Origin of the sequence: Acinetobacter geminorum (assembly GCF_013009345.1) — a bacterium.
GTDB lineage: Bacteria > Pseudomonadota > Gammaproteobacteria > Pseudomonadales > Moraxellaceae > Acinetobacter > Acinetobacter geminorum.
This window is the reverse complement of record NZ_JABELE010000014.1, coordinates 42,941-60,202: the sequence shown is the minus strand read 5'-3', so window position 1 is coordinate 60,202 and position 17,262 is coordinate 42,941. Positions and strand designations below refer to the sequence as shown.

Below are 17,262 nucleotides of genomic sequence, written 5' to 3'. Positions count from 1 at the left end.
GAGATAAAAAATGAAAAAGACACCAGTATGGGTGGGGGTATGTTTGTGCCCATTATTTAGTCAAGTTGTGCATGCCGAATTTCTTGCAGACAGTAAAGCTGAGCTAACACTACGTAATTTTTACTTTGACCGAGACTATAAAAAAGACCCATATCCCTATACAGCAAGTAGAGATTGGGCGCAGGGTTTAATTTTTAAAGGACAGTCTGGCTATACTGAAGGTGCGGTTGGGTTTGGTGTTGATGTACTGGCAATGGCAGGTTTTAACCTGATGGGAAGCCGTGCTGATGACTATGCGCGTAGTGGCTTATTACCAGTGAATACCGATAACTCGCGTGATGATTATTATGGAAAAATAGGCATTACAGGAAAGGCTAAATTTAGTAAAAATGAGCTTTTTGTGGGTGATTTAGTTCCACAATTACCGACCATTTTTTCATCGCCAGCGCGTTTGTTCCCTCAGACTTACCGTGGTATCCGTTTTGTTTCAAATGAAATTCCAAATCTTCAACTCGAAGGCTTTTATGTCGATGAAGTACGACAACGTGATTCGATTCGTTATACCGATGTTGGAACAGACAATATCAACCATCGTTTTGACAAAGCGGCAACTACTGATTCTTTTTATACATTAGGTGGAAGCTATCAGTTAAAGGATTATCGTCTACGGGCTTACCATGCTGAACTCAAAGACATTTACCAGCAACAATTTTTAGGTTTTAACGGCAAACAATCTTTAAATGATCAACTTAATTTTTTAAGTGACGTGCGTTTTTTTAATAGTGAAGAAACTGGAAGTAAAAAAATAGGAGAGGTCGATAACCGACATATTAGTGGCTTATTTGGTTTGAACTATCAAAACCATACAGTTTCTTTGGGCTACATGCAGTCGTTTGGTTCAACTGGTTTACCATTTTTGTCAGGAACTGAAAGTCCGGTTGTGCTTGATTTTATGAGTTCTGACTACTCAAATAAAGATGAAAAAGTCTATTCGATTCGTTATGAATATGACTTTAAAAATGCGCGGGTAGGTGATGTTTCATTAAATGGACTACGCTTTATGACCCGCTATGCAAAAGGTGAAGACATTGATTTGTTGCAATATGGCGATCAGCGTTTTAAAGAAGAGTCGATGGAATTTGATTTAGGCTATAAAATTCCTGAAGGTAAGTTAAAAGGTTTGGGAGTGCGAGCTCGTTTTTCTCACTATCGCAACGATATGCCTACCAATATGACATTTCATTCGACAAATGAAACGCGGTTAAATGTCGATTACACCTTTAAGTTTTAACGTTCAATATTTATTAAATTAAAGACAAGTTAAAACATTGTGAGCAGCAATGTTTTAACTTTAGTTATCAACTTCACAAAATCCCTCTATAATACCGCCAATCTTATTAAAGCCACTTGAGTCTCTCATTAAACACATGGCTTTAATCTCTCATTTTTTTAAGTCAATTTCTTCGCTGTGATTCGGCTTATTTTTCAATATTTAGAATTTTATGTGTCTGTGCTGACACATAAAAATATTTAGGTGCCAGCATGGAAATTAAGGTTAATTATCTCGACAATCTTCGACAGGAAGCTAAGTTCGATGACTTTACAGTAATTGCCGATCAACCAATTCGCTACAAGGGTGACGGTTCGGCACCGGGCCCATTTGACTATTTTTTAGCATCGTCAGCATTGTGTGCAGCATACTTTGTAAAAGTGTATTGTGCAGCTCGAGATATCCCAACCGATAATATTCGTTTATCGCAAAATAATATTGTTGACCCTGAAAACCGCTATAAGCAAACATTTAAAATTCAAATTGAATTACCAGCCGATATTTCAGAGAAAGATCGCCAAGGGATTTTACGTTCGATTGACCGTTGTACTGTTAAAAAAGTGATTCAAACGGGTCCCGAATTTATTATTGAAGAAGTTGAAAGCATCGACGCAGATGCGCAAGCATTGTTATTGCCAAGTTTAACTTCAGAAAGCCATACCTATATTCAAGGTAAAGACCTGCCATTAGAAGAAACCATTGCCAATATGTCTGCCGTTTTGGCAAATTTGGGCATGAAGATCGAAATCGCGTCTTGGCGTAATATTGTTCCAAATGTGTGGTCGTTACACATTCGTGATGCACAGTCTCCGATGTGTTTTACCAATGGTAAAGGTGCAACTAAAGAAAGTGCTTTAGCGTCTGCATTAGGCGAGTTTATTGAGCGTTTAAACTGTAACTTCTTCTATAACGACCAGTTCTGGGGTGAAGATATTGCCAATGCTGAATTTGTGCATTATCCAGATGAAAAATGGTTTAAACCGGGTCCAAATGGTGAATTACCTAAAGAAATCTTAGATGAATATTGTCTTGAGATTTATAACCCAGATGATGAGTTGCTTGGCACACATTTATATGACACCAACTCAGGTAATGTAGAGCGCGGCATTTGCTCGTTACCTTTTGTGCGCCAGTCTGACGGTGAAGTTGTCTATTTCCCATCAAATTTAATTGAAAACTTGTACTTAAGTAATGGTATGAGTGCAGGCAACACTCTGGCAGAAGCCCAAGTTCAATGCTTGTCAGAAATTTTTGAACGTGCTGTTAAACGTGAAATTTTAGAAGGTGAAATTGCACTTCCAGATGTTCCAGAAGACGTATTAGCAAAATACCCAAGTATTGTTGCTGGTATTAAAGGTCTAGAAGAGCAAGGTTTCCCTGTATTAGTGAAAGATGCATCGTTAGGTGGTCAGTTCCCTGTAATGTGTGTGACTTTAATGAACCCGCGTACGGGTGGGGTGTTTGCGTCTTTCGGTGCGCATCCAAGTTTTGAAGTTGCATTGGAGCGTAGTCTGACCGAATTACTTCAAGGTCGTAGTTTTGAAGGCTTAAATGATTTACCTCAACCGACTTTCCAAAGTAATGCGGTTACTGAGCCGAACAACTTTGTTGAGCACTTTATTGACTCAAGCGGTTTGGTATCTTGGCGCTTCTTTAGTTCTAAATCTGACTATGATTTTGTTGAATGGGATTTTTCTGGCGAAGGCGAAGAGTCGAATGCAGAAGAAGCTGCAACACTGTTTGGTATTCTCGAAGAGATGGGTAAAGAGGTATATATGGCAGTCTATGAGCACTTAGGTGCGACCGCTTGCCGTATTTTAGTACCGGATTACTCAGAAATTTATCTCGTTGAAGATTTGATTTGGGACAATACCAATAAGGCACTTTCATTCCGTGAAGATATTCTAAATCTGCATCGTTTGGATGATGAGCATCTTGAGGCATTGGTTGAGCGCTTAGAGGAATGCGAGTTAGACGATTACACTGAAATCACCACACTCATTGGTATCGAATTTGATGACAATACAGTTTGGGGTCAACTCACTATCTTAGAATTGAAATTGCTAATTTATGTTGCTTTACAACAATTTGAAGAAGCAAAAGAGCTCGTCGAAACTTACTTGCAATACAACACCAACACCGTTGAGCGTGGCTTGTTCTATCAGTGCATGAATGTGGTGCTGGAAGTAATGTTAGATGAAGAACTAGAGCTTGAAGACTACCTGACTAATTTCCGTCGTATGTTTGGTGATACACGAATGGATGCGGTATTAGGTTCTGTAGAGGGTAGTGTTCGTTTCTATGGTTTAACACCAACAAGCATGAAACTAGAAGGACTTGATCGCCATTTACGTCTGATCGAGAGCTATAAAAAATTGCATGCAGCTCGTGCTAAAGCCGTAGCGATGTAATTTAAAAAAGTGAAAGAAAAAAGCCTATTTTTAAATAGGCTTTTTTCATAAAACAACTCGCAATTTAAGCAGAAGCTTTAGTGATCTCTAAAGATTCTGTCACTGTTTGATCATCTTGCTGCTCACCCAAAGTATGTTTAGCCGGAATATAAGACATTGCGCGTTCTGCAAGAGCTGTAATGGTGAGACTTGGGTTAACCCCTAAATTTGCACCTAACATTGAACCATCTACAACATATAAGTTTTTATAGTTAAAGACACGGTTTTGTCCATCTACTACGCCACGCTCTGGACTTGATGCAATTGCGCAACCACCCATACAGTGGGCTGTAAAAGGTACGTTAAACAAAATTTCGGTAATAGTCGTCATTGGGTGGCCATTAAACATTTTGGCAACTTTTTCAGTAAATGCATTGGCCTGCGGAATATACACAGGTAGCTTTTTACCTTCGCTCGATAACACCTTACCAAAAGGCCAGAACCAATTACGTTTCAAGCGCATGTTAATTGAGGCATCTGCTGTTTGCATCACCAAGAAAATTAAAGTCTGACGTGCAAAACTGACAGGGTTACTCATGCGAAGGAAAATAAATGGATGGCAAATAAGTGCCCATAGCCAAAAGAATATACGTGTCCAACCCGGTTTGCCTTTAGCCATGTAAGTACACATAAGACCCATGGCATCTGAACCAGTTTGGTAACGTGTCGCTTCAATGTGGGTGTCATGGTCAATGTAAATACTTGAACCAATGGCCACACCTTTACTCATGTCGACATCTTTACCAAAAAAACGAACACCTAAAATCGACTCGGCATTGGTACGTACCCGATTACCCAAATCATCAGAAATATTTGGTAGTGAACCAGACTGTTTTAAACGGAACAACATTTCTTGGGTTCCCAAAGAAGATGCTGAGAAAATCACATTACGAACACGCCATGTACGGCGTTGTTTGTTAAACCATGAGCTTGAACATTCAGTCGTAACTTCATAGCCATCGCTGCCATCGGCTTTACCATTAAGTGGTTTAACGTCAACAACTTTGGTTTCTTCGTAAACCTTGGCACCATTTTTTTCGGCAAAATACAAATAGTTTTTATCTAATGTATTTTTTGCGTTGTGTTTACAACCCGTCATACAGCCGCCACATGCCGTACAAGTTCCGCGGTCTGGACCTTCGCCGTTAAAGTACGGGTCAGGGTAGGTCTTGCCACCTTGTTCACCTTCGGGGGGAAAGAAAGTTGCAACGCGCGTCGGTTTAAACGTATGTCCAACCCCAACTGCATCGCCCATTTTTTTGAGCATGTGGTCGGCAGGACCGAAAATTTTATTATCCGTCACCCCAAGCATACGTTCGGCTTCAGCATAGTGCTGTGGCATTTCATTTTTCCAGTCCGCTGCATCTGCCCACGTGCCTTCATCCCAAATATGTTCAGGTGGAACAAGTAGGGTATTAGCGTAGGTGATTGAACCGCCACCTACGGCGTTCCCGCAAATAATGGTGACATGGCGAAAAAAACGCATGTTGAAATAACCAAAAAGTTTCATGCCCGGGCGCCAAATCCAGCGACGGGTATTCCAGTTATTTTTAGCAAAATCTTTAGCTTCCCAGCGTCGCCCCATTTCCATTACAGCAACTGAGTAGCCCTTTTCGGTTAGCCGGCAGGCAGAAACACTACCACCAAAGCCTGAACCAATAATGAGGTAATCATAGTCATAATTGTTTGTTGTCATGCCGAGGACTCCTCTCTGGCGATATTTTTATATTGACTGTGTATGTTTATCAATGAATTGCCCAATGCGCTCAATCGAGTCATTAGATTCTTTTAGTATACCCGCGTGGAATTGAAAAACATGTCCGACCTGGTCATAAACCCTTAAGTTTGTCGGAATACCATACTTTTCAGTTTGTTCAGCCAGGCGTTTTGCATCGTCTAATAAAACTTCTTCGGTACCGACATGAATCAAAACAGGTGGTAATCCAGTTAATTCAGCATAAAGTGGGGAACAGGTTGGATCGGTTGCCGATTTTTGTCCGCAATAGTTTTTTGCACACCAAGTTAACCAGCCCTCTGACAACATCGCATCTTGGGTAGCATGAGTTTTAATCGTGCTTCCAGATAGGCTTAAGTCAACCCAAGGTGAAAGTAAAACTAATGCTGCTGGTAACGGTAACCCTGCATTTCGTATTGCAATTGCCGTACTTAGACTCAGTCCGCCGCCAGCAGAATCGCCAGCGATTACGAGTTTTTTCGGGTCTTGTCCTTGGGCAAGTAAAGCTTTATAGACTGCAACTACATCTTCAATAGCAGCAGGGCTTGGGTGTTCTGGGGCTAGGCGATATTCAGGCAACCAGACTTGTGTCTGAGCTACATGTCCGATCTGAGCGGCAAGCTTAGCATGACTTTTTGAGCTACCCACCACATAGCCACCACCATGTAAATACAAAATACCGCGTCCTGATTGAGTCGTTTTGGGCTGAATATGGACTGTCGGTACTTGAGCAATTATTTGCTTTTTTGTTTGATAACCACGAGGCCCAAGCACAATAGCGCTGGCTGCATCACTACAAAAACGTTGTAGCCTTAGTGGTGTTTTAGGGGATAAAGCTGGACGTAGCGTGGTACGGATGGTCCATGCAAGAAGCTGCTTCATAATAAGGACTCATACTAAGCATGTTAGATTAATCAGCATCTCTTAAGATTAAGAGCATGCTGACCACTATTTTTATTTTGCTGATTTGTTGAGTAGGCGAGTTTGCCAAGCAGTCGCGGCTGCAAAGATCTTTTGGTAACCCTGTGGAAGAATACGCTGAATCACATCAACGGCTTTTGCATCGGCTCCAATAAGTAAACGGCGACGATTCTTGCGAACAGCTTCCAAAATTTGTTGAGCTGCATCATCAGCAGGGGTGCGAAGTAATTTATCGAAAGCATCCTGACTTTTTAGAGGGTCCATTCCCAAAGACTGGACGCTATTATTCATGCGGGCAGCTTTTGCAATATTGGTGCGAATACCACCCGGATGCACACAAGTCGCGCTCACACCAGCATTTTGCATATCAAGTTCTTGGCGTAATGATTCAGTAAAGCCACGAACAGCAAATTTACTGGCGTTATAAGCACTTTGGGTCGGTTGAGCTGTTAAGCCAAACATACTGGAAATATTAATAATATGCCCATCACCACTTTGCTTTAAGTATGGTAAAAACTCTTTGGTGCCATAAACCACGCCCCAAAAATTAATACCAATGAGCCATTCAAGATCTTCATAGCTCACACCTTCAGCCGTACTACCAATTGCGACACCAGCATTATTAAAAATCAGATTAACTTGGCCATGTTCATCTACTACTGCCTTTGCCCAAGTGGCAACTTCATCACGCTTAGCTACATCAACTTTTTGAGTGGTGACTTTGACAGAATAAGGTGCCAAAAGCTCGACTGTTTTAGCTAATCCGACTTCACTAATGTCAGAAAGTGCCAGATGGCAACCTTGTTTGGCTAATGCAATGGCAAGTGCTTGTCCAATACCAGAACCCGCACCTGTCACAGCTGCGACTTTATTTTTAAAAGACTTCATAAAATTCTCCGTTTATTTTTCTCATTTCCTATGGTGAAGCTTATTTAAGAAATAGCCGAAACCTGAGTGTAGTTTTCAATGTCAAAGCGACGAGTACGTTGACGATATTCAAGAGTAAAACCTGGCCAGTTATTGGTATTTTTACCCTCAGCAGTTTGATACCAACTGGTACAACCTTGAGCCCAGACAGTTTTTTTCATTTTTTCTTGAATGCTTTGATTAAACTCATGTTGAACTTCTGCACGAACATTGGTGAACAGGAGTTTTTTTTGTAGAGTTGTCTGGATGGCATCTAAAATATAATTCACTTGGCTTTCAATCATATATACAATTGAGTTGTGCCCAAGATTAGTGTTTGGTCCATACAACATAAAGAAGTTTGGAAAGCCGCTCACAGTTAAACCGAGATAAGCTTCTGCACCATCTTTCCAAGTGTCTTTTAAGGTGCGGCCATCAAGACCTGTAATTTGCATTGGCGCCATAAATTCTGTTGCGGCAAAGCCCGTACCATAAATAATGGTATCAACCTCTCTTAGATTTCCGTCCGTATCTAAAATTCCATTTTCAGTAATTTCTTGAATGCCCGTATTAATCACATCGACATGAGGCTGGGTCAGTGTTTCATACCAGTGGTTAGAAATTAAAATACGTTTACAACCAATTGGATAATCCGGCATTAAGCGGTGGCGCAGCTTCCCATCTTTAACGACTTTACGGATGTGGCGCTGGAATAAATATTCCACCAAAGGCATTTCATTTAAAGAAGTTGTAAAAGCAAGTAGGCGAATTTCATGGTGTCCATATTGCAAGGCGCGGTCTAGACTTTGCAAAATCGGCAGTTTACGGAAAGCTTTTTTCTCTAAAGGCTGGTAAACCCGATCTGGTTTAGGAATCACGTAAGGTGCCGAGCGTTGATAAACATCGAGATGAGCAACCTGTTTAGCAATCTCAGGTACGAACTGAATTGCACTTGCACCTGTACCGATTACTGCAACACGTTTGCCAGTTAAGTCATAGTCATGGTCCCAACGCGCTGAGTGAAATGCCTTACCCTTAAAGTTTTCAATACCTTTAAGTTTTGGATAAGCAGGGCGGTTGAGTTGGCCTACCGCACCGACTAGAAACTCAGCTTCAAACTGTTCACCAGTCGTACTTTGAATGTGCCATACACCTTTTAGGGCATCAAATTCAGCACTGGCAATTTCAGTATTAAATTGAACATGCGGACGAATATCATATTTATCCGCACAGTGGCGTAAATATTGATAAATCTCTTGAGATGTCCCATAGCGATTTTTCCAGCCTAGCTCTTGCTCAAAAGAAAAAGAATACAGATGAGAAGGCACATCACATGCAGCACCTGGATACGTATTGTCACGCCAGACACCACCGACATCGGCAGCTTTTTCAAATAGAGTAAATTGTTCAAAACCTGCTTGTTTGAGACGAATGGCAAGTCCTAGACCACCAAAACCAGTGCCAATAATGGCGATGCGTACATTTTTATTTGAATTAGATGACGAGTTAAACATGGGCTGCTCTAAATCCTTAAAAACAGTGAGCGAAAAAATCGCAATTTCCTGTATGCAGAATAGACGTTTATTTGCTTGATTTAGAGGATGGATGAGGACAAAATATTGTGATTCGAGGACATTCTGAGCAATACAGTGAAGTATGCATGGGCTTTTGAACGCAGTGTACATAGTGTTCGGTTAATGGCTGATTTTGCAGTGGAATCAGGCATCTCTTATAAAACAATTTTGCAAGGAACTGGGCTTAGCCAACAACAATTACTCGACCCTAATATGGTGGTGACAGGCCATCAGGAATTACAGTTAATTCAGAACTTGGTTGAGCAACTAGGAGACAGACCGACATTAGGCTTGGAAGTGGGTACGCGTTATCATTTCACCACATTTGGGCCATTAGGTATGGCACTGATGAGTAGCGCCAGCATTCGCGAAGCATTAGATTTGGCCTTGACCTATTTTACCTTAACCTTTGCTTTTACCCGCTTTGATGTGTCGGATACATCCCAGGGAATTCGCATTGAAATTGATGAGCAAGATATTCCATCTTCAGTACGTCAATTCATTATTGAACGCGATGCCGCTGCACTCATTACGGTACAGCGAGATTTGGTGCAAGACAATTTTTGCCAGTATTTGGCTTTTTCTTTCCAACTCAAAGGTAATGCCGAGCCTTATCAGGACTTATTTGGCGTGATGCCAGAATTTGGTGTAGCTAAAAGCTTTGTAATTCTGGATCCGCAAAAAGTAGACCAAAAGTTGCTTATGGCAAATGAATTGGTTTTACATACAGCTGAAGAACAGTGCCGTCAAATATTAGAAAAACGCCAATCACAAAATAAATTTACAACCTTAGTGCAACAGCAGCTTATGAATGTGCGAGGGGAAATGCCCTCTATGGAAATAGTCGCTGACCGATTGCATTTAAATGCGCGGACCCTACGCCGTCATTTGGCATTAGAGGGAATGACTTTTATTCAAATTCGTGAAGAAGTTAGACAGGTTTTAGCTGAGCAATATTTGGCATTACCAAAAGTTTCGGTTGAGCAGATTGCCGAGTGGTTAGGTTATGCAGAACCTGCCAGTTTTATTCATGCTTATAAAAGATGGCATGGGAAAACACCTCATGCCATGCGGCTTAACAACCAATAATCAAATTATCTTTATTTCTTTAAACGCAAATGCAATAAGCGTGTTGCTGATGTGTGGCGAATTTCATCAATCCTTCCATTAAAATATCGTTCAGTGATGGCTTCACCTGAAAGATCTTCGACTACTTCAAATCCCATCTGCTCCACTGCATGATGTAAATCTCTTGGTTTAAATTGACCTAATAAAGGCTCTTTCAACAAATGGGTAAACTGCGCAACCCCCATACTTCCAAGTCGCTCAATACTGTTTAATTCCTGAAAATCGGTCGAATAGTCGAGTACCACTTCGCTACCGTTTGCAGCAAATTCAGCAATACTTTTTAAAGTTTGCAAGGTCGTTTGCGGGTTTAAATAGTGCGTTGTGCCTAACCATGAAAAAAATGCAGGAGCAGATGAATCATAGATACTTCTGGTCAGAGCTTCTGAAATAGACTCTTTCTCAAAGTTAATCGCAACAAATTCAACGGTAGCAGGAATATTGCCTAGCTTTTTTAGTTTGGCTTGTTTGGCCGCTTGAGTATCAGGATGATCAACTTCAAAAATTTTCAAAGCAGGGTAATGGTGTGATTCACGTAGTGCAAAAGAGTCTAGGCCAGCACCCACTAATACATATTGTTGAGTGTTCTGTTGAACTGCTAGATCAAGTAAATCTTCGGCATATCGGGAGCGACCGACCACTTGCCCAGTAAGTAAACCTAAAGTGCGGTTTAAAACCGCAGAATTCATCACTTTAACAATCAGTGGGTTAGAGAGCAGTTTTTTCCAGCCTTTACTCGTTAGTTCAAAAGCATAAGGGTCTGAAAATACAGGGTTCTGTGTATTTTGAAAATGATTGGCTCGTAATGCAGCAGCGGCTTCAGCAGTACGGCTTGATTGTCCTTCTTTCATCTTTATCCTGTTTTTTTATTTCTTGAAGATATTCAACGAAGAAGGCAGTGCATTTCATGAAAACCTAAAATACACTGCCTATTTCTTACAACGGATTTGATCGAAATTACAAATTAGTAAGTTTTCGTCGTTTGATACGTCACTTCATAATCTTTCAAATCTACTTTTTTCAAACGCTGTTTAAGTTTTTTTAATGACCAAGGCCATGCGGCAAAGTTACGACCGTTGGCATCAAGGTAATAACTCTTACAGCCGCCACTATTAAATACGGTTGTTTGCAGGTGTTTTTGAACCAAGTCATTGTGCTTTTTAATCACATCAGATTTAACATTTAACTTGCTAATTCCTTTGTTTTTAATTTTCAATAAGCCATCTACGATATAGTCGAGTTGTGCTTCTGCTAACCCAATGAAAGAATCATAGACCAATACGTTTGGACCCAAAACTAAAAATGCATTCGGTACATTCTCAATATTGGTTCCTAAGTAAGCCTCTGGTGAAGTGTTTTTCCATAAATCATTTAAACGTTGTCCTTTTTCATTAAACACACGTTTACCGATTGGTGGGTGAGATACTTCAAAGCCTGTACCCCAAATAATCACATCAACTTCGTGGCGTTCACCATTGGCAGCAACCACCGTATTGCCTTCAACTTTCACTAAACCATGAGGGATTAGGGTTGTGTTCGGTGCTTGTAGTGCAGGGTAGTAATTATTAGCGAACAAAATACGTTTGCAACCAATATCAAAGTTTGGTGTTACATTTTTACGTAGAACTGGGTCGTTAATTTGCAATTTAAGTAATTGCTTACCCAATACATTGACTGGTTTTAGGGCAAGTGGATTACGTAAACCAAAGTTAATCGCATTCAGCGTTAACGCGACACTTTTACGCCAGCTCGCCTGAATAGCTGGATATTTCGCAATGACTGATTTACTAAACTCTCCCAAGTCTGTATCTGGTTTTGGCAGTACCCAAGGTGCTGTACGTTGGAACACAAACAGTTCTTTCGCTTTTGGTTGGATTTGTGGCACAAACTGAATAGCAGATGCACCAGTACCAATCACTGCAATGCGTTTACCTGTGAGGTCATAATCATGATTCCATTTCGCTGAATGGAACATTTCGCCTTTAAATGTTTCTAAGCCTTCAAGACGTGGAATTTGAGCTTCGGTAATTGGACCTGTGGCAAAAATAACGGTTTTAGACAAATATTGTCCAGTAGTGGTGTCAAGCACCCACACATGACGTGAATCATCCCACGCTGCGTTAAGCAACTCGTTGTTAAACTCAATTTTAGATGCAATATTAAACTCGTTACTCACATCTTCCAGATAACTTAATATTTCTGGTTGGCGCGCAAATAAATGGCTCCATTTTGCACTTGGTGCAAATGAGTAAGAATAAAGAGCAGAAGGTACATCGCAGCCACAGCCTGGGTAGGTGTTTTCACGCCATGTTCCACCAACACGACTAGCTTTTTCAATAATTTTATAATTGGTATAACCAACTTGATCTAGGCGAATGGCAGCAGCGATCCCTGAAATGCCCGCACCAACAATAAAAGTATCGAAAATATGGCTTCGTGATTTGACAGCTTTTTTTGCTGATGCATTTGTTTTCATTTGAGCAGTCATATGTGTACTACCTATAAATTTCTTATTTAAATAATTTGTACGATGTACCAAGGAACTTGGTATACAAGCTTGGGGATGCACGTTTCATGAGCCAGAATAACTTCGCATCAATTTGAGGAATGGTATACATCTCATCCTGATCAAGGCGATTAAGGGTTAATCTTGCAACATCGTCACTTGTGGTGAGCGCATAGTTCATCAGTGCATGGTCTGCTAGCTTTGAATAACGTCCTGGAATTCGACCATTTTTAATGATATTGGTGGGTACCAGCGTCGGGCAGAGCACATTCACTTTAATATTAAACTTACGCAGTTCGGCAGAAAGCGTTTCTGAAAGCGCACGCACACCCGCTTTAGTCACGTTATAAGCAGTCATTTCTGGTGCAGCCGTGTAAGATGCCGCAGATGCCACATTAATAATCGCGCCGTAACCTAACTTTTTAAACTTGGGAACAAATGCATGACAACCATGAATAACACCCCAAAGGTTAATATTCATGACCCAGTTCCAGTCTTCTAAGGTTAGCTCGTCAAACTTGCCACCCAAACCTACACCAGCATTATTAATGACAAGAGTTACAGGGTGCCCAAGCAAAATTTCAGCAGTTTCAGCGAGATGGTTAACTTGTTCAGCATTACCCACATCACAACGCATAGCAAAAGCTTTTGCGCCTTCTTGTTCAAGAAGTTTTACTGTTTCTTCAGCAGCTTCGAGATTAATATCTGCACACACTACGCTACCACCACGTTTCGCAAGTTCAATTGCAAAACTTCGACCAATCCCACTGCCTGCACCCGTCACTACGGCATAAGCTTTTTGGCTTGGTTTAACTTTCTTTTTGCCAAATAAAATCATGATTCATCCATAAATAGCTTGAAGAGATACCAGCTACCTATTCGATAGCTGGAAATGCAGGACGATTAAGACATGCGTACTGGTGGGGTAAATTCTTTAACAAAGTAAGGAGCAATTGCGCCGCCTTCGGTCAGCAATTTCTTTTTGTAATACTCAAGATATTCAGTCGTATCATGATCATTTGGATGAAAGTCTGGGCGTAAGTAGTCAAGAATTTGACCAATCGTACTGCCGAAAACTCCGTCTTTTGGACCAAAGATTAAGCCTACACCACGACGGGCGTCCTTCCAGAATTTCAAGGTCAGCATCTCTTGTGGCTTTCTTAAAACAGGGACAAATAATGTAGTCGCAGGGATTAAACCTAAAATGGTAAATAGCGCGAGGAAGAAACCAGATGCACGTAGTGCATAACTACCATTTAACAGTTGATAGACATCATAGGCAATATCTTTATGCTCAGATTCTTCAAGCATATGCCACATCCACAATGCGCGGCTTTTTTCGTCATTTGAATAATAGAAGTTCTTTTCATGCTTCATCATGTATTCAGCAAGTACCGCAGTAAAATGCTCAATACCCGCCATCATTGATAATTTGAGTGGCTGTGGAAACTTTAAGAAAACATATTTAAAGAAGTTTGAGCCAAGAAAACGATATAGCGCAACAGGATATTCAGCATCTTGAAGGGCATCGTTATATTCATTGTGCAATTTTGAGTGAATTGCTTCTTGGCCAATCAACGACGTTACTCGCTGCTTTAATATTGGATCTTTGATAAATTCACGGTGATGGCGAGCGGTTTCAATAACCAGATCTTCGCCATAAGTTAAAAACACCGAAAGTGTGGCAAAAAACAAAGTAGCAAATTGATTGTCCATATAGAATCTGACATCAATTTCTTTACCATCAAAACCAATATTTAAATGTCTGATTGGAATTGAGCTTTTGCTAGCAAAATCTGGTAGCTCAATTTCACGCTGAAATTTAAGTTTGTTGAATGATTTTTTAACTGCGGTCGAGATCATGGCGACACCCTGAAGCAAAGTAGTGGTGCATTTTGATGAAAATTAATAAACTCAATGATCAACAAAGCACTGTAAAATTCCATTTTCAAAAACAGATAATTCTCTGCATTGACTACGGTGTTGTTGCTCCGTTATTTGTTTGATTATTTGGCTGAATAACGGAAGAAGAACCGAGGCAGACAAAAGAGCTGCTTAAAGAGTCTTCTTTAATTTTTTCATATTAATCTGACATTATGTTCGGATTCAATTCGGGTAAATTTTTAAATATATAAAAGTATTTTTTAGACATTCTTTGTAATAATAATTTTAAATAAATTTGATTTATATTTTTGAAATATAACAAATTAAATTTATTCCTGATCTCGGAAAATAGTAAATAAAAGCATCGATTGATTGATAAGTTGAGATCTGTTTTTCTCAGTTTTTCTGATTAAGTTTGACAACTATTCGGATTTTGTTTTTTTATTTCTACCGAGTTAGATTACATGCTAATCTGACTTTATGTTCGGATTATTGATTAGATCGTATGACTACGCGTAAACCTCGTCAAACTCGAGCCAAAGTCACTGTCGACACGATTATTGAAGCAGGTTTTATTGCAGTGGCACTTCATGGACCGAGTGGAACCACGACACGTCATATTGCAGAAATTGCAGGGGTGAGTGTCGGGTCTTTATACGAATATTTTAAAAATAAAGAAGAAATTTATGATGCGATGAATCACTTTTTTGTTCGGGAAATTCTGGACATGATTACAGAGCTTACACCGACGATTTTACAGTTGGAGTTAGAGCCTGTCATTGAAATGATTTTTTATACTTTTAGTGATTTATTAAAGAAAAATAATGACCGCTATTTGACTGTTTTGCGCTATGCAGGGGAATTGCAGTACGACAAATACATTCCCAAAATTGAACAGGCTTTAATGGAAGTCATCATGAAATATATGATGCATAATCCCAAATACCTAAAAATTAATAATTTACCCGTAATTACCTATATCTGTATCAATAGTGGAATTTTTAATGTCGCACGGCATCTTATTTTGCCAAACCCTTATATTAGTTTTGATGAAATGGTACAGGGGCTAACCACGATGATCATGAGTTATATCAACACAGAGATGGCGCGTTCAGAAGAGCATTGAGCAGAGATAGCATTTTCATAAGTCGACTAAACAATATAAAAAGCCCTCACATAAAGTTTATGTGAGGGCTTAATTGCATTATGGCATGGTTGGAACTTCTTCAGGACGCATATCGAAAATCAAAATTTCGGCGTTATCACCATTGGTAAACGATAAGCTTCCACCGTCACGAATACGTGCTGCATCGCCAGTATTAAAAGTTTTACCATTTACATCAACACGACCTTTGGCAACGTGTAGGTACACATAACGACCCTCAGGAATTACAAATTCAGCAGTTTCTTCACCATCAAAAAGACCTGAGTAAATATTAATGTCTTGTTTGATCGATAAAGTTTTCTCACCACCTTTTGGTGAGATGATCAAATGCAATTTACCGCGTTTGTCTGCTTCATCAATATGAACTTGTTGATAGCCAGGCTCTGTATTCACTTCATTTGGAACAACCCAAATTTGCAAGAAATGAACACCTTCTTGAGCTGAGTGGTTAAATTCACTATGAGCAACACCACGACCTGCACTCATTAGTTGAATGTCACCCGGCACAATCACAGAACCTGTACCCATTGAGTCTTTATGCTCTAATGCGCCTTCAAGCACATAGGAAATAATTTCCATATTGCGGTGAGGGTGAGTACCAAAGCCTTTAGATGGAGCAACGTTATCATCGTTAATTACAAGGAGGTCCGAAAAACCGACTTGTTTAGGATCCCAATAGTTAGCAAATGAAAAGCTATGTTTTGATTGTAACCAACCATGATGTGCTGCACCACGCTCGTGAGATAAACGCATATCAAACATGATGTATTCTCCTCATTTAATTTTTTATCTGAGTGCATTTTATCGTAGCGTTTATGGGAATAAATCTCTGAAAATAGAAAGCTTGGTGTGATTTATGGAACGATGAAACTTGAACGTAATGTTGCTAATCAAAAGATAGTAATAAAAGCTATTTCTTAAATAAGATGAAGATTACGTTGAATAGAATTTTATTTGTAAGCTGGAGAAGAACCACAGAAATTAGTAGCTAAAGAAACAATTTTAAAGAAAACCGCATAAACAAAAATAGTTCCTTTTTATTTCATCTGAAGCTCGGTAAATAAAAAAGAAATTTTAAGCCATATACACATTTGTCTATACCTTGTCTTTAAAATAAATTAATAATTAAATGTGATAAAAAAATAATATTAAAAAATAACTAAAATAAGTTCTAATAAAATAAAGGTACTTTTCAATGGAAAAGTTTAATAATTATTGGTGATTTTATGAATATTTTAAAAATCACATTTATTTTCAATTGCTTGAGTGGTAATGTATTATTGTAAATAAATGTGAAAATATTCACAAAGCTATAATTTTTTGTTAAGATCATTAACATTAAAAACATAGAGATAATAATAATGATCAATAAAGTATTAATAGTGTTGTGTGTGGGTATCGTCTTTGTACTAGGGTATTGGGTGTATTTAGATACTCAAAATAAGAGACATCAAGAGCTAATGCGGATCATACAAGAGGCTGAAAAAAATTTACAAAGTATCGAGCGAAATCCTAATCATGCTCATCATAGCAATTTAGCCTCTTATAATATGCAACAATATATAGGCGAGAAAAAAATTATTTTTTAGCAATGTTGAGCTATAAATTTCTAATTTTTACAGTGCCATTGGTCATATCTTTTCATAAATTTTGATCATGTTTCTGT

General features: G+C 39.4%; 14 protein-coding genes. 5 read left to right on the top strand and 9 right to left on the bottom strand.

The window, feature by feature from the left end:
- Positions 1-10 precede the first annotated feature (10 nt).
- Together HJG58_RS14045 and HJG58_RS14040 are read left to right on the top strand one after the other, a co-directional pair.
- A complete protein-coding gene (locus HJG58_RS14045; RefSeq protein WP_171545297.1) occupies positions 11-1,291 on the top strand; it encodes an OprD family outer membrane porin in 1,281 nt (426 codons plus the stop codon).
- Between the two features lie 251 nt (positions 1,292-1,542).
- Complete coding sequence (locus tag HJG58_RS14040; protein WP_170249367.1) at positions 1,543-3,741, top strand: OsmC domain/YcaO domain-containing protein; 2,199 nt, start codon at positions 1,543-1,545, stop codon at positions 3,739-3,741.
- A gap of 64 nt (positions 3,742-3,805) precedes the next feature.
- Here HJG58_RS14040 and HJG58_RS14035 read toward each other — a convergent pair whose 3' ends face one another.
- The 4 genes from HJG58_RS14035 to HJG58_RS14020 all read right to left on the bottom strand — a co-directional run bounded on the left by HJG58_RS14035 (position 3,806) and on the right by HJG58_RS14020 (position 8,856).
- Positions 3,806-5,476 carry a GMC family oxidoreductase gene (locus HJG58_RS14035; protein ID WP_086264388.1) on the bottom strand — a complete coding sequence of 557 codons (1,671 nt, stop codon included), beginning with the start codon at positions 5,474-5,476 and terminating at the stop codon, positions 3,806-3,808.
- 27 nt (positions 5,477-5,503) lie between these two features.
- Positions 5,504-6,397 (bottom strand): alpha/beta hydrolase, encoded by an 894-nt coding sequence (locus tag HJG58_RS14030; RefSeq protein ID WP_170249366.1) that lies wholly within the window; start codon positions 6,395-6,397, stop codon positions 5,504-5,506.
- Between the two features lie 72 nt (positions 6,398-6,469).
- Complete coding sequence (locus tag HJG58_RS14025) at positions 6,470-7,324, bottom strand: SDR family NAD(P)-dependent oxidoreductase (protein WP_170249364.1); 855 nt, start codon at positions 7,322-7,324, stop codon at positions 6,470-6,472.
- A 44-nt stretch (positions 7,325-7,368) separates the two neighbouring features.
- Positions 7,369-8,856, bottom strand: coding sequence for a flavin-containing monooxygenase (locus HJG58_RS14020; protein WP_170249362.1), 1,488 nt, complete (start codon positions 8,854-8,856; stop codon positions 7,369-7,371).
- Between the two features lie 135 nt (positions 8,857-8,991).
- Between HJG58_RS14020 and HJG58_RS14015 the strand changes: the two genes are divergently transcribed.
- Positions 8,992-10,005 (top strand): AraC family transcriptional regulator, encoded by a 1,014-nt coding sequence (locus HJG58_RS14015; RefSeq protein WP_170249360.1) that lies wholly within the window; start codon positions 8,992-8,994, stop codon positions 10,003-10,005.
- Between the two features lie 11 nt (positions 10,006-10,016).
- On the opposite strand, the gene HJG58_RS14010 is transcribed toward HJG58_RS14015, so the two are convergent.
- The 4 genes from HJG58_RS14010 to HJG58_RS13995 all read right to left on the bottom strand — a co-directional run bounded on the left by HJG58_RS14010 (position 10,017) and on the right by HJG58_RS13995 (position 14,410).
- Complete coding sequence (locus HJG58_RS14010) at positions 10,017-10,892, bottom strand: class I SAM-dependent methyltransferase (RefSeq protein ID WP_170249358.1); 876 nt, start codon at positions 10,890-10,892, stop codon at positions 10,017-10,019.
- 113 nt (positions 10,893-11,005) lie between these two features.
- Positions 11,006-12,529 (bottom strand): flavin-containing monooxygenase, encoded by a 1,524-nt coding sequence (locus HJG58_RS14005; RefSeq protein ID WP_170249356.1) that lies wholly within the window; start codon positions 12,527-12,529, stop codon positions 11,006-11,008.
- Positions 12,530-12,551: 22 nt separating this feature from the next.
- Complete coding sequence (locus HJG58_RS14000; RefSeq protein WP_002163159.1) at positions 12,552-13,385, bottom strand: SDR family NAD(P)-dependent oxidoreductase; 834 nt, start codon at positions 13,383-13,385, stop codon at positions 12,552-12,554.
- A 65-nt stretch (positions 13,386-13,450) separates the two neighbouring features.
- The gene (locus HJG58_RS13995; protein ID WP_002163169.1) at positions 13,451-14,410 is read right to left on the bottom strand and encodes a metal-dependent hydrolase; all 960 of its coding nucleotides are present in this window, start codon (positions 14,408-14,410) and stop codon (positions 13,451-13,453) included.
- Between the two features lie 526 nt (positions 14,411-14,936).
- Between HJG58_RS13995 and HJG58_RS13990 the strand changes: the two genes are divergently transcribed.
- Positions 14,937-15,557, top strand: a complete 621-nt coding sequence (locus HJG58_RS13990) for a TetR/AcrR family transcriptional regulator (protein WP_002163161.1) — start codon at positions 14,937-14,939, stop codon at positions 15,555-15,557.
- A gap of 78 nt (positions 15,558-15,635) precedes the next feature.
- On the opposite strand, the gene HJG58_RS13985 is transcribed toward HJG58_RS13990, so the two are convergent.
- Positions 15,636-16,358: a pirin family protein gene (locus tag HJG58_RS13985; RefSeq protein ID WP_005070386.1), complete on the bottom strand. Its 723-nt coding sequence runs from the start codon at positions 16,356-16,358 to the stop codon at positions 15,636-15,638.
- A gap of 599 nt (positions 16,359-16,957) precedes the next feature.
- On the opposite strand from HJG58_RS13985, the gene HJG58_RS13980 reads away from it, so the two are divergent.
- The gene (locus HJG58_RS13980; RefSeq protein WP_171545296.1) at positions 16,958-17,185 is read left to right on the top strand and encodes a hypothetical protein; all 228 of its coding nucleotides are present in this window, start codon (positions 16,958-16,960) and stop codon (positions 17,183-17,185) included.
- The last annotated feature ends 77 nt before the right edge of the window (positions 17,186-17,262 follow it).